The following is a 15540-nucleotide window of genomic DNA, read 5'->3' as shown; positions in this document are numbered from 1 at the left end:
GGAACCAGTGATTGGTTCCGGATTGTCCTACAGCAGAAGGATCGGTCAATGGATCCTTAACTGATCAGCATTGCCGCCTGAGCGGGGCTTGCGGGGATCAGCCCTTGAGCACGGCGGCCATGGCGTCGGCCACGTAGTCGACGTTGCGGCTGTTGAGACCCGCCACGCACATGCGACCGGAGCGCACCAGGTAGACGGCGAACTCTTCCCGAAGGCGGTCCACCTGCTCCGGGGTGAAGCCGGTGTAGCTGAACATGCCGCGTTGGTTGATGAAGTAACTGAAGTCGCGGCCCGGCACCTTGGCGCTCAGCACCTCGAACAGCTTCTCGCGCATCGCCTTGATGCGGGTGCGCATCTCGGTCACCTCACCAACCCACATGGCGTGCAGGCTGGCGTCGTTCATCACGGCCGCGGTGATCTGGCCGCCGTGGGTGGGGGGGCTGGAGTAGTTGCGGCGCACGGTGGCCTTCATCTGGCCCAGCACCCGGCTCGCCTCTTCGGCATCCTGGCAGATGACCGACAGGCCGCCACAGCGCTCGCCGTAGAAGGAGAGGTTCTTGGAGAAGGAGTTGCTGACGAAGAAGCTGACGCCGGCGGCCACCATGGCGCGAATGGCGTAGGCATCCTCTTCCAGCCCGTCGCCGAAGCCCTGATAGGCGATGTCCATAAAGGGGATCAGGTTCTTCTCGACCACCAGGGCGATCACCTGGTCCCACTGGGTGCGAGAGAGATCCACCCCGGTCGGGTTGTGACAGCAGGGGTGCAGCAGCACGATGCTTTTCGCCGGCAGGCTGCTCAGGCAGTCGATCATGGCGTCAAACTGCACGCCGCCGGTGGCCGCATCGTAGTATGGGTAGTCGTGCACCTTGATGCCGGCCCCCTCGAACATCGCCTTGTGGTTGTCCCAGGTGGGATTGCTGACCCACACCTCGGAGGTCGGGAAGTAGCGCTTGAGCAGATCGGCGCCGATCTTCAGCGCGCCTGAGCCGCCGATGGTCTGGATGGTGGCGATGCGACCCGCCTTGACCGCTTCGTGATCGGCACCAAACAGCAGGTGCTGCACCGCGGTGCGGTAGTTGGCGGCGCCTTCCATCGGCTGGTAGGGGCGCGGGGCCGGGGCGGCGGCGCGCTGCGCTTCGGCCTGCTGCACCGACGGCAGCAGCGGAATGCGGCCCTGCTCGTCGTAATAGAGGCCAATCCCCAGGTTCACCTTCTGCTCGCGGGTATCTTTATGGAAGGTCTCGACTAGCGTCAGTATGGGATCGCCAGCATAGGCATCGACGTGTTCAAACATGGGGGGTCCTTGAAGTTGACTGTCCAATTCGGCCGGCCATCAGCCGGGCCGATATGATGGCGCAATCCAGAGGTGGCCTCAAGTTGTTCGAGATGGAGACAGGGCTGACAAAGTCTGTCGCAGTGGTAAGCGCGGGGCCCTTGCCAGGATCCTGCATCCCGTCTGCACGTTCCCCCCATTTTGTCAGAGAAGGCTGCCTTATCGGGATCGTTTGGATAATATATGGATACATACGGCCCCTCTCATTCCCCTCTCATTCCCCTCCCACCCATCCGGGGGAGCCAGGTTCGGCGCCGCCTGAGACAAAAGAAATAGTTGCATAATAGTCAGGCTATTCTTTTGACAACCATTGCAGTGTGCCCGGCCCCTTCGGGGGGCCCACGATAACAGGTGACTCATCGCCGATGACCCGACATGTTTCTGATGCCGATTCCCCTGGCTGGACTGGCACGGCCTGGGTGGCTGGAATGTCTATTTTCTTGCCAAGTTCGCCCTGCTCTGGGGGGGATATCTCAACTTCCACCCCCTGATCAACCTGGTGTTTGCCGCCTTCCTGATCTTTCCCCTGCAAAGGGCCGGGTGGCGCCGTGCGCGGCACTGGCTGGCGTTGCCGGTGGGGGCGGGGATCTTCTATCACGATACCTGGTTGCCGGGGATAGAGAGCATTCGTGCCCAGGGCAGCCAGGTCTTCTCCTTCACCCTGGATTACTGGGCGGAGTTGCTCGGGCGTTTCATCAATTGGGAGATGGTCGGCGCGGGGTTCGTGCTGCTGACACTCTATCTGTTCATCGCCCAGTGGCTGCGCTTCACCCCCTGGATCCTGCTGGCGCTGCTCTGGCTCTGGGTCTCGCCCCAGGTGAGCAATCCCTTCGCGAGCAGCAAGGGGGCGAGCGAGCATGCCCTGAACACGTCCCGGGAGGAGACCCGCTCTTCAGTGCTGCCCATGGAGGAGCAGCTTGACCAGAGTGCCCCGCCGACCAACGAGAACCTCAACGCCTATCTCGATGACTTCTATCGGGAGGAGCAGGAGAGACTGGTGCACTTCCCGGAGAGCCTGCCAGCCCAGGCGACCCCCTTCGATGTGCTCATCATCAATGTCTGCTCCCTGGCCTGGCATGACGTGGAGGCGAGCGGCCTGAGCGGGCATCCGGTCTGGTCCCACTTCGACATTCGCTTCAACCGCTTCAACTCCGCCACTTCCTACAGCGGCCCGAGCTCCATTCGCCTGCTGCGGGCCAGTTGCGGGCAGACCAGCCACCAGGGGCTCTATGTGACGGCGCCGAAGCAGTGTCTGCTGTTCGAGAATCTGGCCCAGCTCGGCTTTGCCAAACAGGTGGCCATGGATCACTCGGGGGATTTTGGCAACTACCTGACCGGCCTGCAGCAGTATGCCGGGCTGGATGTGACCCCCATGGACAAGAAGGGGCTGGCCCATGATCTCGCCTCCTTCGATGGCGAACCCATCTATCGCGGGGATGCCCTGTTCGGCCGCTGGCTGAACGAGCGGACACAGAGTCAGGCGGCACGCAACGTCACCTTCTTCAACCTCATCGCCCTGCACGATGGCAACCGCTATGTGGCGAGCCGCCAGATAGCGCCCTACAAGGCGAGGCTCAAGACCCTGCTGGATCAGCTGGATGACTTCATGACGACGCTGGATCAATCCGGCCGCAAGGTGGCCGTGGTGATGGTGCCTGAGCACGGCGCCGCTCTCACCGGCGACAAGATGCAGATGGCCGGGCTGCGGGACATTCCCAGCCCGAGCATCACCCAGGTGCCGGTGGAGGTTGCCCTGCTCGGTACCAAGGCGCCCCATGAAGCGACCCGCAACGTGGACACCCCCAGCAGCTTCCTGGCGGTATCAGAACTGGTCTCCAGGCTGGTGGGGAAGGATGTGTTCGGGAGCGAGACCATCGATTGGGATGCCCTGCTGGGCGACCTGCCGCAGACCCCGCCGGTGTCTGAGAACCAGGGCTCGGTGGTGATCGAAATCAGGGCAAGTACCACATCAAGCTGGGGCAGGGGGACTGGGTCCCCTATCCCCAATGAGACCGGAAGTGACGATGCGCAGCGAACGGCAATCAGACATGCAGACCCCCTTCGGCGTCCCGGTGGAGGGCGCGGTGATCAATGACGTGGCCATGGTCCAGCAGGCCTTTGGTGTCAGCGTCTCCTATCAGGATATTGCCGCCAGGGAGCGGCTCGCCGCCTTGTGCGCACGCTTCCCCCTGCTGGCGGAGGTGGCAGTGAAAGGGCCCGAGGGGACTGGCGAGGGGAGGTCTGCATGAAGGTGATCGCCCTGCAGGGGATCCGGGGAGGCGTGGGGACCACCGCCATCGTGGCCGGACTGGCCCAGGCTGCCCATGAGCAGGGGGCAAGGGTGCTGGCGGTGGATCTCTGCCCGGACAACCAGCTTGGCATCCACCTTGGCCTGCCCCATGACGATCCGGGGGGCTGGAGCCGGCTGACCCAGCCGGCGCGGGAGTGGCGAGGTGCGCTTCACCGCCGGGAGGAGGGACTGGATCTGCTCTCCCATGGCGGGGGGGAGGGGGCGTCGGCCGAGTGGCTGGCGGGGATCGATGGCTATGATCTGGTGCTGCTGGATCTGCCCCTGGGCATGGCCCCCGTCATCCCCTGCAGGCGCTTGCTGGTGGTCAATGCGGATGCCAACTGCCATGTGCGGCTTCACCGCCACCCCTGGGCGGCTGATGAGCGTCTGCTGGTGACCCAGTTCTCCAGCCAGCGGGCCCTGCAGCAGGGGCTGCTGGATCTCTGGCTGGCAGGGGGGCTCCCTCTGCTCAATCTTCATCTGCACAGGGACGAAGCCATGGCGGAGGCCATGGCCGCCAAGCTGCCGGTCGGCCGCTATGCCCCCACCAGTCTGGTTGCCCACGAGCTGGCCGCCCTGGCGACCTGGTGTCTGGCAGAGGGGGAGGCGCCCCGATGAGAGTGCGGCTGCTGACGCCGGCTGCGGGCCTCTGGTGCTCGCAGCGCTATCGCGCACTGCGCGAGCGGGGGGCTTCCCGCCCTGGGGCGGCCGCATTGACCCTGGGCTGGCTGCTGGCCTGGGTTATCTTCCCCCTCGAGCGTCATGGTTGGCAATGGGTGCTGGGCCATGCCCGGGGGCTCTATCCCCAGCTGACGCACCCCCGGGTGGGGGATCCCCTGCGCGTTCTGTTGCAGAGCCTCTGGATGATAGTGCGTCGCCCACAGCCCATCCCTCTGCGCTGGCCTGCCTCCTGGCAACGGCTCTGGCACCGGGGCACTCAGACTCTCGGCGCCTTCCTGGCCCGTCAGGAGGAGAAAGGGCTGGCCGCCGCCAGGGCCACGCCCCGCGAGGCACGCTGGAAGAGCGTGCTGCTCTGCGTGGTGGCCGGGAGCCTCTCCCTGCTCTGCGTCACCCAGCCGTTCACCCTGCAGGCGCAGCTGGTGTTCGTCCTCCTGCTGGCGGCCATGGCCTTCATCCTGCGCGCCGTGCCGGGCCGTTATCCCATGCTGATGATGATGGTGCTCTCCCTCACCATCTCCTGCCGCTACATCTGGTGGCGCTACACCTCGACCCTCGACTGGTTCGACCCCGTCAGCCTGGCCTGCGGCCTGCTGCTGCTGGCCGCCGAGACCTATGCCTGGCTGGTGCTGCTGCTCGGCTACTGGCAGACCGCATGGCCCCTGCACCGCCCTCCGGCACAACTGCCGGCGGATCCGGCCCAGTGGCCCAGCGTGGATCTGATGATCCCCACCTACAACGAGGATCTCGCCATCGTGAAGGGGACTGTCTACGCCGCCATGGGGCTCGACTGGCCCGCCGACAAGCTGACCATCTGGCTGCTTGACGACTGGGGGCGGGCAGCGTTTCGAGACTTCGCCGAGGAGGCCGGGATCCGCTATGTGGCCCGGTCGACCCATGAGCACGCCAAGGCGGGCAACATCAATCACGCCCTCAAGATGGCCACCGGGGAGCTGGTCGCCATCTTCGACTGTGACCACCTGCCGACCCGCTCCTTCCTGCAGATGACGGTGGGCTGGTTCTACCGGGATCCCCGTCTGGGCGTGGTCCAGACCCCCCACCACTTCTTCTCCGCCGATCCGTTCGAACACAACCTGCAACGGTTTCGCAAGATGCCGAACGAGGGGGCTCTCTTCTACGGCCTGGTGCAGGATGGCAACGACATGTGGGATGCCAGCTTCTTCTGCGGCTCCTGCGCCGTCATCAAGCGCACTGCCCTTGACGAGATCGGCGGCATCGCGGTGGAGACGGTCACCGAGGATGCCCACACCTCCCTGCGGCTGCACCGCCTCGGCTACACCTCGGCCTATATCCGGATCCCGCTGGCGGCGGGGCTGGCCACCGAAAGCCTCTCTGCCCACATCGGTCAGCGCATCCGGTGGGCGCGCGGCATGGTGCAGATCCTGCGTCTGGACAACCCTCTCTTCGGCAAGGGGCTCAAGCTGGGGCAGCGGCTGTGCTACTTCAATGCCATGCTGCATTTCCTCTCGGGCATACCGAGGCTCATCTTCCTGACGGCGCCGCTCGCCTTCCTGATCCTGCACGCCTACATCATCTATGCCCCGGCGGCGGCCATCGCCCTCTACATGTTGCCGCACATCTTCCACAGCGCTCTGACCAACTCCCGGTTGCAGGGCAAGGTGCGCCACTCCTTCTGGGGCGAGGTCTATGAGACGGTGCTGGCCTGGTACATCGCCAGGCCGACCACGGTGGCGCTCTTTGCACCTCACAAGGGGACGTTCAACGTGACTGCCAAGGGGGGGATGACGGAGGAGGTGTTCCTCGATCTGTCGGTCTCCCGCCCCTATCTGCTGCTGATCCTGCTCAATCTGTGCGGGCTGGGGTTCGGCCTCTGGCGCATCGGCACCGGCCCTGCCGACGAGGTGCCGACCCTGATCCTCAGCATGATCTGGACCCTCTACAACATGACCATACTGGGCGGCGCCCTGGCGGTGGCCTTCGAGTCGCGCCAGGTCCGTGCCAACCCCAGGGTGGAGATGGTGATGCCGGCGGCCATCAGGCTGGCGAACGGTCACCTCTACCCCTGTACCGTCAGGGATTACTCCAACGGGGGGGTCGGGGTGCTGCTCGAGGCGCCCCTGCCCCTGGCCGACAAGGAGAGGGTCTGGTTGCTGCTGCGCCATGACCAGCGGGAGCAGGCGTTCGCCGCCAAGGTGTAGCGGGTGTTCGGCTGCAAGCTGGGACTGGAGCTGGAACCCATGGCGCAGGCGCAGCATGTCGAGTTCATCCAGTGCACCTTCGCCCGGGCCGATACCTGGTCCCTGTGGCAGCAGCGTCTGGGCAAGGATCGCCCCCTCCACAGCCTGATCGACATTACCCTGCTCGGCTGGGGGGCTTACTGGCGTCTGGCCCGTACCTCACCCATCGGCTTTGTTTGTATCCTCCTCGAGAAGCTGGCTCGCTGGCTCCTCTCCTTCGTTCCCCGTCGCATCTCCCCAGATTTCCGGGCCGGGACTCCGACCTCACAGACAGTGAAAGGATGATGAAACCACAACGCTACCTTATTCCTCTCCTGCTGATGGCTCAGGGTGCGACCGCCGCCGAGGCCGTCGGCCCCCTGCCGCCTGTTCCCGCTCCGGTGCGCACCCAGGGGATGAGCTTCGAACAGATGGCATCATCGCCAGGCACCCTGTCCCTGCGCGGCAATGCGCCAGACGGACTGGCCGACTTCACCGTGCGGCGGGACGAGGTGGTGACCCGGGCCACCCTGGACCTGAACTTCACGCCATCGCCCTCCCTGCTGCCGCTCATCTCCCAGGTCAAGGTCTATCTCAATGACGAGCTGATGGGGGTGACGGCCCTCAACCAGGATCAGATGGGGACGATGACCCATGCCAGCATCGAGCTGGATCCCCGCTATGCCAAGGATTTCAACCGCCTCAAGGTGAGCTTCGTCGGCCACTATCAGAAAGTGTGCGAGAACCCGGCGAGCGATACCCTCTGGCTCAACGTCAACCGGGACAGCAAGCTGACCCTGCAGTTGCAGACCCTGCCGGTGCGCAACGAGCTCTCCTTCTTCCCCATGCCGTTCCTCGACGTGCGGGACAATGGCAAGCTGACTCTGCCCATGGTGTTCACGGGCTCAGTGCCCCCGGAGCAGCAGCAGGCGGCGGCGGTGCTGGCCTCCTGGTTCGGCACCAAGGCCCAGTGGCGGGGCCAGCATTTCCCGGTGCTCATCAACCAGTTGCCGGATCGCAACGCCGTGATCTTTGCCACCAATGACGCGCGCCCCGATTTCTTGGTGGACTATCCCGAGGTGAAGGGGCCCACCATCGACATGATCAGCTCCCCCGGCAATCCCTATGTGAAGCTGCTGCTGATCCTGGGGCGGGATCAGCAGGATCTGCTGACGGCGGTGCAGGGGCTGGCGCGAGGCGATGTCATGCTGCGTGGCCAGAGCGTCATGGTGGACGAGGTGAAGCCGCTCTCCCCGCGTCAACCCTACGATGCCCCGAACTGGGTGCGACTGGATCGCAAGATGCGCTTTGATGAGCTCACGGAGTACCCGGGCCAGTTGCAGGCAACGGGACGCACGCTGTGGCCCATGAACCTGACGCTGCGCCTGCCGCCGGATCTCTATCTGCTGGGGGAGAACGGCATCAGGACGGAGCTGAAGTATCACCATACCTCGCCCACCCTGCGCGACGGTTCCCGGCTGGATGTGGGGGTCAACGGCCAGCTCATGAAGTCGTTCACGCTCGAGCCCGGCGAGGTCAAGAGTGAGCGGTTGCTGACTCTGCCGCTCTGGTTTGCCGACGATGGCGACACCATGGCACTGCGCATGCCCGGGCTCAAGACCACCCAGGCCAACAGCCTGAGCTTCTCGTTCGAGTATGCCCAGCAATACATGGGAGGAACGGAGGATGGCCGTTGCGACCTGGTGATGCCGCCTGCCCATCAGGTGCGCATCGACGAGGGCTCCACCATCGACTTCACCGGCTATCGTCACTTCATCGAGATGCCCGACCTCAAGGCGTTCGCCTATGCCGGCTTCCCGTTCAGCCGGATGGCGGATCTCGCCGACACCCAGATTGTCATGCCGGCCAGACCCCATCCCGGGCAGATCACCACCTTGCTCGATGCCGTCGGTGCCATCGGGGCCGAGACCGGGTATCCGGCGCTCTCCCTGCAGGTTCTGGACGACTGGGAGCGAGCGCGCACCGCGGATCGGGACACCCTGCTCATCGGCACCCTGCCGGAGGAGTTTCGAGGGGATCTGGCCCCCGACGCCCTGCTGCAATCCACGCGCAGCTGGGTCAACGAGCCAACCCGCCAGCACAAGGGGGATCTGCTGCACACCATGGCCGATCGCCAGCCCCAGGCCCGGGTGGGCATGACGGGCAATCGGGCCATCGCCGTCATCCTGGGGCTGCAATCGCCGACCCATGATCAGCGCAGCCTGGTGGCCCTGCTGGCGGATGGACCGGCGGGGGTCACATTGCTCAATGAGGCCCTGCAGACCCGGTCCCTGCGCGATCAGGTGGCGGGCTCGGTGGCCATCATCCGGGAATCCGGGGTGAAGAGCCTGGTGGTGGGGGATCGCTACGAGGTGGGCTACCTGCCGTGGTGGGAGCGTCTCTGGCAACTGTTTGCCCGTTATCCGGTGCGTCTTGCCGGGCTGACCCTGCTCTGCATGCTGGTACTGGGCTGGGGCCTGCGGGTGCTGCTTGCCAGTGCCAGTCGCCGCCGTCTGAAGGAAGATTAAGAGATGACTCAGATGAAAAATGTCTGTGGTGCCCTGCTCCTCTGGGCCCTTTGTTCCCTCCCGGCGCAGGCCGTCTGCCACTGGCCGGAGTGGGATCACTTTCGCCAGCACTACATCAGCGAAGAGGGCAGGGTCATCGGCCCTGCCGAGGGGCGCCGCATCACCACCTCGGAAGGCCAGAGCTATGCCCTCTTCTTCGCCCTGGTCAACGATGACAGGGAGACCTTTGCCCGCCTGCTCGACTGGACGGAGCGGCAGCTCGCCCGCGGGGATCTGACCGGCTTCCTGCCATCCTGGCTCTGGGGCAGGCAGCAGGACGGCAGTTGGGGCGTGCTGGACGCGAACAGCGCGTCCGATTCGGATCTCTGGATAGCCTACAGCCTGCTGGAGGCGGGTCGCCAGTGGGACAACCACAGCTACTCGGCCCTCGGCACCCTGTTGCTGCGCCGTATCGCCCGGGAGGAGGTCGCCACGCTGCCGGGTCTCGGCCCCGTGTTGCTGCCCGGGGCGAAAGGCTATGAGGGGGAGGGACGCTGGACCCTCAACCCCAGTTATCTGCCCCCACAACTGCTGGCCAGATTCGCTTCCTTCAAGGGGCCCTGGGGCGAGATGCGGGCTCTCTTGCCCAAGCTGCTGCAGGAGAGTGCGCCCCGTGGCTTTGCCCCGGACTGGGTGGACTGGCAGGCCGACAAGGGATGGCAGGTGACGGCGGACAAGGGCGACACCGGTGGCTATGACGCCATCCGCGTCTATCTCTGGCTCGGCATGCTGAGCGAGGAGGATCCCGCCAGGGCTTCCCTGGTGGCCCACTTTGCCCCCATGCTGGCGCAGCTGACCGAATCGGGTCATCTGCCCGAGCGGGTCTCCAGCCAAAGTGGTCAGGTTCAGGGCAAGGGGCCGAGCGGCTTTGCCGCCGCCCTCCTGCCCCTGTCACGGGGCTTGCCGGCGCAGGTCACCTTGCGCAAGCAGGTCTCCGATCACGGGCTGGATGCGGATGCCTACTACGGCAGCGTGCTGACCCTGTTCGGCGCAGGCTGGGATCAGGGGCGTTATCGCTTTGCCGCCGACGGTACCCTGCAGCCGGATTGGAGCGAGTCATGTCAGGCAGAGTAACCCTTGGGTGCCTGCTCGCCTGCCTGATGAGCGGAGCCCTGGCGCAAGGGACGGTACAGCCGGTGGCCTGGTTGCTGGAGCAGGTCAGGATTGGCGAGGCCCGTGGGCGGGAAGATCTCGTCAGCAACAGCCTCTATTCCCTCTCCCTGGTGGAGCCCGATCATCTGGAGCTGCTGGCAGCCCAGGCCCGTCAGGCCCTGCGCCAAGGCAAGGTCAAGGAGGCCGGGGCACTGCTGGCCCGCCTTGGCAAGCAAGACCCCGACTCTGCGCTCTATCGTCAGGGCATGGCCAACCTGGCCCTGAACGAACCGGCCAGGCGCCAGCAACTGCAACAAGCCAGGCTGCTGACCAGCGCCGGCAGGCTGGAGGAGGCCGAGCGTCTCTATCGCTCCCTGTTCTCCGGTGATTTGCCCCCCAATCTCGACGTGGCGGTGGATTATGCCCTGTTGCAGACACGGATCCCGGCCATGAAAGCGAAGGGGCTGGCGGCCCTGGGGGCACTCAACCGGCAATATCCGGGTGAGCCCAGAGTGCGGGGCGGGCTGGCTCGCCTCTATCTGGCGGAGGGTCGGCGCCAGGGGGCGCAGAACCTGTTGCGCGAGATGGCGCGAGACCCCTATCAGCGGGACGAGGCCGCCGAGATCTGGCTCGCGGACATCGAATCCCTGCCCATCGGTCCCGGGAGCATCGCTGCCTTGCAGGAGTACATGGTGCTCTTTGGCGAAGGGGATACCACCAAGGCGGAACAGCTGCTCGCTACCCAGGAGGAGAAGTGGGCCTCGCCTGCCTATCGTGCACGCCAGTCGGCGCTCGCAAGCACGGCGGGAGGTGGTGCCTCCATCTCCCGCTTGCAGCGTGCCCTGGCTGCCAACCCGGGGGATCCCGAACTCATGGGGGCCCTCGGGCAGGCCTACTCCCGCAACGATCAGCGAGCGCAGGCCATCGCCCAGTTTGAACGGGTGCTGGCACACCCCGAGGTGACCGACAAGGACAAATGGCGCAGCCTGCTGGCCACCAACCGCTACTGGCTGCTGGTGAGCCAGGGGCGCAGCGCCCTGGAACAGGAGCAGTGGGATGAGGCGGCGACCCTGTATCGCCGTGCCATCGCCCAGGATGGGCGTGAACCCGAAGCCTGGTTGGGGCTCGGAGACAGCGAGCGTGGCCGCCATCGCGATGCCGACGCGGAGTCCGCCTACCGCAAGGCGCTCGCCATGGGGAGCGCGCGGGAGCGGGCACTGGCCCGCCTGTTCGATCTCTACAAGGAGCAGGATCCGGCGCGTGCCCTGGCCCTGCTGGAGCAGCAGGGCACCCCCGGGATGCAGGCCGAAGGGCGGCGGCTCAAGGCCGGGCTGTTGCAGGAGGAGGCCGATCAGCTCGATCGGGCCGGCAAGGTGGCGGCGGCGCTGCGCCTTCGCGAGCAGGCACTCGCGCTGACCCCGGAAGAGGTGTGGCTGGCCTATCGAGTGGCCGATACCCGGGCCCGCCTCGGGGAAGCCGGTAGCGGGGAGCGGCTCTTGCGGGAACGGCTGGCGGCGCACCCGCAGGATGCCACCCTGCGCTACGCCACCGCCCTCTATCTCTCGGGGCAGGACAAGATGGTGGAGGCGAGAGGGGTGCTGGCCGCCATCCCTAGGTCCGCCTGGACACAGGACATGGATGCGCTGGATCGGCGCCTCGCCCGTGACGAGGTGCTCGCCAGGGCGAGGGCGAGTCACGAGGCCGGGGATGATGAGGGGGCCGAACGCCTGCTTCAGCCGTTGCAGCCGGATGAAGAGGTAAGCCTGATGCTGGCGGAGTGGGCCACGGATCGGGGGGCCTATGCACTGGCGGAGCAGCGCTATCAGGAGGTGCTTGCCCGCACGCCGCAACAGCCCGAGGCCAGGCTTGGCATGGCCGAACTGGCCCAGGCCAGGGGCGATCTGGCAAAGGCCCGTCACTGGCTGCCCGCATGGCCGGTCAGCCCGCTGCCCCCGGAGGGGGCCAACTACTACCGCCGGGTAGCCAATCTCTATCAGGCGCTGGGAGAGGGCGAGACAGCCCGCGCCATCTTCACCGACTACGAACCCCTGGTGGCGATGCAACCGGCCTCCCAGCAGACGGCGCTGTTCTGGCGCGATGCCGCCCGTCAGCGCGTTGCCGAGCATGATGTGGAAGGGGCTCTGGTGCGGGATCGCAAGGGGCTGGTGGCCGCAGGTCTGGCCCCCCGCGAGGATCTGGAGGGGGGCGAGCTGACCCGGCTGGCACGCAGTCAGGATGGGGAGGGGTGGCTGGCATCCGGCCTGCGCAGCGATCTCGACAGGCACTACCGGCAGAGCCAGACCACCTTCTCCCTCGACAGCGATTACTGGGGCTCCAGCGGTACCGGGGGCTACTCGGATCTGCGGGCGCTGACCCAGATGGCGCAACTGGATACGCCGCTGGCCGGTGGTACCGCCTTCGGCCGCCTTGAACTGGTCGACATGGATGCCGGAGATCTGCCGGACTCCCCTTACCGGGCGCAGTTCGGTACCTGTGCGGCCAGGGACTGCCGCGGGGACGCGCACCAGCAGAACCGGGGCACCACCCTGGCGGCAGGCTGGCAGCGGGGGGCCTGGGCGTTCGATCTGGGGACCACGCCCCTCGGTTTCGAGGTGGCGGACTGGGTTGGTGGCGCCACCTTGACCGGTGACTGGCACACGCTGGGGTGGGGGATGACCCTCTCGCGTCGGCCCGTCAGCAGCTCGCTGCTCTCCTATGGGGGAACGGTGGATCCGGGCACGGGCATCAGCTGGGGCGGGGTGCGGGCGAACGGGGTCCGCCTCGATCTCAGCCGGGATCTGGGAGGGGCCGTCGGGTTCTGGGGCAGCGCCCAGCAGCACCTGCTGACTGGCAAGAACGTGCCCGACAACTGGCGCACCCGGCTCATGGGAGGGGGCTATTACAAGTTCGTCAACGAGACCCATCGCCGTGCCAGCGTGGGGCTCAGCACCATGCTGTGGCACTACCAGCAGGATCTGGGGGGCTATACCCTGGGGCAGGGGGGTTATTACAGCCCGCAGGGGTACTTCTCGCTCTCGGTGCCGGTGAGCTACCGGCAGCGTACCCCGGACTGGTCGTGGGAGCTGGGCGGATCGGGCTCCTGGTCCTACGCCCATACCGACGACAGTCGCCGCTACCCGCTGGAAGGCCTGTTGCCAAGCGGTTTGCCAGACAGAAATGCGCCTGTGAAAGGGGCAGCAGCAGTGGATTCGGCTACACCCTGAATGGCGTGGTGGAACACAGGCTGACGGAGCACTGGCGCATCGGTGGCCGGGTGGACATCCAGCAGGCGGATGACTATGCCCCCAGCCATGTCCCCCTGTTCCTGCGCTACACCTTCAAGCCCTGGCAAGGGGATCTCGATATGCCGCCAAGGCCTCTCACTCCCTACGCGGACTTCGACTGACAGGGGCGCCCGTCATCACCGGGCGCCCTTATTTCAGATAGGAACGCAGTACCCTCACCACCTGATCCAGATCCTCCAGCCGCTCGGCATGGGTCGCCTCCTCGGCGCCAAGATGCTCGCGCATGTGTCCCTCCAGCACCTCCAGCATCAGGCCGTTGACGGCGCCGCGGATGGCGGCAATCTGCTGCAGGATGGCGGCGCAGTCTGTTTCCTGTTCCAGAGCACTCTCCAGGGCGCCGGTCTGCCCCTTGATGCGCCTGACCCGTGCCAGCAGCTTCTTCTTGTCGTGAACCGTGTGTGACATCCAGGATCCTCTCGATCAATAAAACTATACTGGGGTATAGTATATAGCATCCTCGTTTTCAGGAGAAATCCATGCCATCCCTCGCCTCATCCCACTGCCACCACCCCGTCGTCCACGAAGGGAATCCCCTGGCCGAACAGAAGACCCGCTGGGCCGTGCTGCTCACCGTCGTCATGATGGTGGCGGAGATCGGTGGCGGCTGGTTCTACAACTCCATGGCGCTGCTGGCCGACGGTTGGCACATGAGCTCCCATGCCCTGGCCCTCGGCCTCTCGGTGCTGGCCTATCGCGCTGCCCGCCACTTCGCGCGGGATCACAGGTTCAGCTTTGGTACCTGGAAGATAGAGGTGCTGGGGGGCTTCAGCAGCGCCCTGCTGCTGGTGGGGGTGGCGGGGTTGATGCTGTTCGAGTCGGTGGCCAGGTTGCTGGACCCCAGCCCCATCCATTATCAGCAGGCGATCGGCATTGCCCTGCTGGGCCTGCTGGTGAATCTGGCCTGTGCCTGGCTGCTCAGGGACGATCACGGCCATCACCATGGTCACGACCACCATCACGGTCATCACGACCACTCGCACGATCACCACCACGGCCATCAGGATCTCAACCTGCGCGCCGCCTACCTCCACGTGCTGGCGGACGCGGCCACCTCGGTGCTGGTGATTCTGGCGCTGGTGGGAGGCATGTTGTGGGGGGCGGACTGGCTGGATCCCCTGATGGGCATCGCCGGGGCCGTGCTGGTGGCGGTGTGGGCCAGGGGGCTGCTGCGTGATACCGGGCGCGTCTTGCTGGATGCGGAGATGGATGCGCCCCTGGTGGACGAGATCCGCGAGGTGATTGCCGAGCTGCCTGGCGCCGAGATCCGCGATCTTCACGTCTGGCGGGTGGGGCAGATGCAGTATGCCGCCGCGATGTCGTTGCAGATGGCAACCCCGGTCCCGGCACAGGCGATCCGCGAGCGCCTCGCCATCCACGAGGAGCTGGTGCACCTGACCATCGAAGTGTCTGCCGACTGACGCCCCTGGCGGGGGTCAGCGGGGAGGCTCGCTCCCCTGATCCTGCCAGAGGGAGCCCAGCATCAGCCTCAGCAGCAGTCCCGGCGGGTCGTCGAGCAGGCGGCCCGGCTCCAGTAGCAGGTGGCCGTCGGCATGAAAGCCCAGGCTGGCGTGAACCTTGCCTTCCTCGCCACACACCTGGAGGAGGCCGTTCAGGGAACCCCCCTCGCCGGGTTGACAGCGCAGCCGCAGCTCCCGTGGTTCCCCCAGCAAGGTGAAGGCGCGGGCGAGGGGCGGGCTCTCTTCATAATCCGGCCAGTTGAAGAAGTGATAGCGTTCGGCGAGCACGCCGGCCTGCTGGCAGAACTGATCGAACAACTGGGCAATGCCCTGATACTCCTGGTCCAGCCGCCTGGCCTGCTCCTCAATCCGTTTCATCACCCAGCCCCCTCTATCCATTTGATTGGACATTGATTTCGTCACTCGCTCCCCTCTTCTCGCTGGTATGGGCCGAAAGCGGTGCCAGGTCTGTGAGCGCGATCGAGTTTTCGTTATGAAAACGTTATCTTGTTGATGCGGATTGGTTTTTTTTGCCCATCCGCTCCTCAGAGATCCCCTCATTTTTAGAGACTCAAATAATTCCAAGTGTGCGGGTATATAAGCGGTGTTGCTTCAGGTAG

The 15540-nt window shown here is 65.6% G+C and carries 13 protein-coding genes; 10 read left to right on the top strand and 3 right to left on the bottom strand.

Features of this window, described 5'->3' with window-relative positions; all coding sequences use genetic code 11:
- Positions 1-97: 97 nt before the first annotated feature.
- A complete protein-coding gene (locus OKB81_RS14415) occupies positions 98-1294 on the bottom strand; it encodes an amino acid aminotransferase (RefSeq protein ID WP_160836624.1) in 1197 nt (398 codons plus the stop codon).
- Positions 1295-1733: 439 nt separating this feature from the next.
- Between OKB81_RS14415 and bcsG the strand changes: the two genes are divergently transcribed.
- Genes bcsG through OKB81_RS14370 form a run of 9 tightly spaced genes read left to right on the top strand, consistent with a single transcriptional unit; the run spans position 1734 to position 13564 of the window.
- On the top strand, positions 1734-3428 hold the full coding sequence (bcsG, locus tag OKB81_RS14410; protein ID WP_160836632.1) for a cellulose biosynthesis protein BcsG: 1695 nt from the start codon (positions 1734-1736) through the stop codon (positions 3426-3428).
- Positions 3418-3582, top strand: a complete 165-nt coding sequence (gene bcsR, locus OKB81_RS14405; protein ID WP_270662614.1) for a cellulose biosynthesis protein BcsR — start codon at positions 3418-3420, stop codon at positions 3580-3582. Before bcsG ends, bcsR begins: the two co-directional genes overlap by 11 nt.
- Positions 3579-4241 carry a cellulose biosynthesis protein BcsQ gene (bcsQ, locus tag OKB81_RS14400; protein ID WP_010672843.1) on the top strand — a complete coding sequence of 221 codons (663 nt, stop codon included), beginning with the start codon at positions 3579-3581 and terminating at the stop codon, positions 4239-4241. Before bcsR ends, bcsQ begins: the two co-directional genes overlap by 4 nt.
- Complete coding sequence (gene bcsA, locus OKB81_RS14395; protein ID WP_234888551.1) at positions 4238-6481, top strand: UDP-forming cellulose synthase catalytic subunit; 2244 nt, start codon at positions 4238-4240, stop codon at positions 6479-6481. Before bcsQ ends, bcsA begins: the two co-directional genes overlap by 4 nt.
- A gap of 3 nt (positions 6482-6484) precedes the next feature.
- Positions 6485-6805 (top strand): hypothetical protein, encoded by a 321-nt coding sequence (locus OKB81_RS14390; protein WP_234888550.1) that lies wholly within the window; start codon positions 6485-6487, stop codon positions 6803-6805.
- Positions 6805-9027, top strand: coding sequence for a cellulose biosynthesis cyclic di-GMP-binding regulatory protein BcsB (gene bcsB / locus OKB81_RS14385; protein ID WP_270805290.1), 2223 nt, complete (start codon positions 6805-6807; stop codon positions 9025-9027). The genes OKB81_RS14390 and bcsB overlap by 1 nt, the downstream gene beginning before the upstream one ends.
- 3 nt (positions 9028-9030) lie before the next feature.
- Entirely contained in the window at positions 9031-10140 is a 1110-nt protein-coding gene (bcsZ, locus tag OKB81_RS14380) for a cellulose synthase complex periplasmic endoglucanase BcsZ (RefSeq protein WP_270805289.1), read from the top strand.
- On the top strand, positions 10125-13382 hold the full coding sequence (bcsC, locus tag OKB81_RS14375) for a cellulose synthase complex outer membrane protein BcsC (RefSeq protein ID WP_160836618.1): 3258 nt from the start codon (positions 10125-10127) through the stop codon (positions 13380-13382). Before bcsZ ends, bcsC begins: the two co-directional genes overlap by 16 nt.
- An 8-nt stretch (positions 13383-13390) precedes the next feature.
- A complete protein-coding gene (locus tag OKB81_RS14370; protein WP_270662608.1) occupies positions 13391-13564 on the top strand; it encodes a cellulose synthase subunit BcsC-related outer membrane protein in 174 nt (57 codons plus the stop codon).
- A 28-nt stretch (positions 13565-13592) separates the two neighbouring features.
- Here the strand turns inward: OKB81_RS14370 and OKB81_RS14365 are convergent, their stop codons facing one another.
- Positions 13593-13868 carry a metal/formaldehyde-sensitive transcriptional repressor gene (locus OKB81_RS14365; RefSeq protein ID WP_041214512.1) on the bottom strand — a complete coding sequence of 92 codons (276 nt, stop codon included), beginning with the start codon at positions 13866-13868 and terminating at the stop codon, positions 13593-13595.
- A 71-nt stretch (positions 13869-13939) separates the two neighbouring features.
- Here OKB81_RS14365 and dmeF point away from each other — a divergent pair, with 71 nt between their 5' ends.
- Positions 13940-14881 (top strand): CDF family Co(II)/Ni(II) efflux transporter DmeF, encoded by a 942-nt coding sequence (gene dmeF, locus OKB81_RS14360; protein ID WP_160836614.1) that lies wholly within the window; start codon positions 13940-13942, stop codon positions 14879-14881.
- A 15-nt stretch (positions 14882-14896) separates the two neighbouring features.
- On the opposite strand, the gene OKB81_RS14355 is transcribed toward dmeF, so the two are convergent.
- Positions 14897-15298, bottom strand: a complete 402-nt coding sequence (locus tag OKB81_RS14355; RefSeq protein WP_041211001.1) for a hypothetical protein — start codon at positions 15296-15298, stop codon at positions 14897-14899.
- Positions 15299-15540: the final 242 nt, after the last annotated feature.

Origin of the sequence: Aeromonas sp. QDB56 (assembly GCF_027705505.1) — a bacterium.
Lineage (GTDB): Bacteria > Pseudomonadota > Gammaproteobacteria > Enterobacterales > Aeromonadaceae > Aeromonas > Aeromonas caviae.
Note: the sequence above shows the minus strand (reverse complement) of the source record. Positions and strands in the feature narration are given on the sequence as shown.

Excerpts from the sequence above, each read along its gene's own strand:
- bcsA (WP_234888551.1), top strand. The coding sequence starts at position 4,238 with ATGAGAGTGCGGCTGCTGACGCCGGCTGCGGGCCTCTGGTGCTCGCAG.
- OKB81_RS14355 (WP_041211001.1), bottom strand. The coding sequence starts at position 15,298 with ATGAAACGGATTGAGGAGCAGGCCAGGCGGCTGGACCAGGAGTATCAG.
- dmeF (WP_160836614.1), top strand. The coding sequence starts at position 13,940 with ATGCCATCCCTCGCCTCATCCCACTGCCACCACCCCGTCGTCCACGAA.
- OKB81_RS14415 (WP_160836624.1), bottom strand. The coding sequence starts at position 1,294 with ATGTTTGAACACGTCGATGCCTATGCTGGCGATCCCATACTGACGCTA.
- bcsB (WP_270805290.1), top strand. The coding sequence starts at position 6,805 with ATGAAACCACAACGCTACCTTATTCCTCTCCTGCTGATGGCTCAGGGT.
- bcsC (WP_160836618.1), top strand. The coding sequence starts at position 10,125 with ATGTCAGGCAGAGTAACCCTTGGGTGCCTGCTCGCCTGCCTGATGAGC.
- bcsZ (WP_270805289.1), top strand. The coding sequence starts at position 9,031 with ATGACTCAGATGAAAAATGTCTGTGGTGCCCTGCTCCTCTGGGCCCTT.
- OKB81_RS14365 (WP_041214512.1), bottom strand. The coding sequence starts at position 13,868 with ATGTCACACACGGTTCACGACAAGAAGAAGCTGCTGGCACGGGTCAGG.
- bcsQ (WP_010672843.1), top strand. The coding sequence starts at position 3,579 with ATGAAGGTGATCGCCCTGCAGGGGATCCGGGGAGGCGTGGGGACCACC.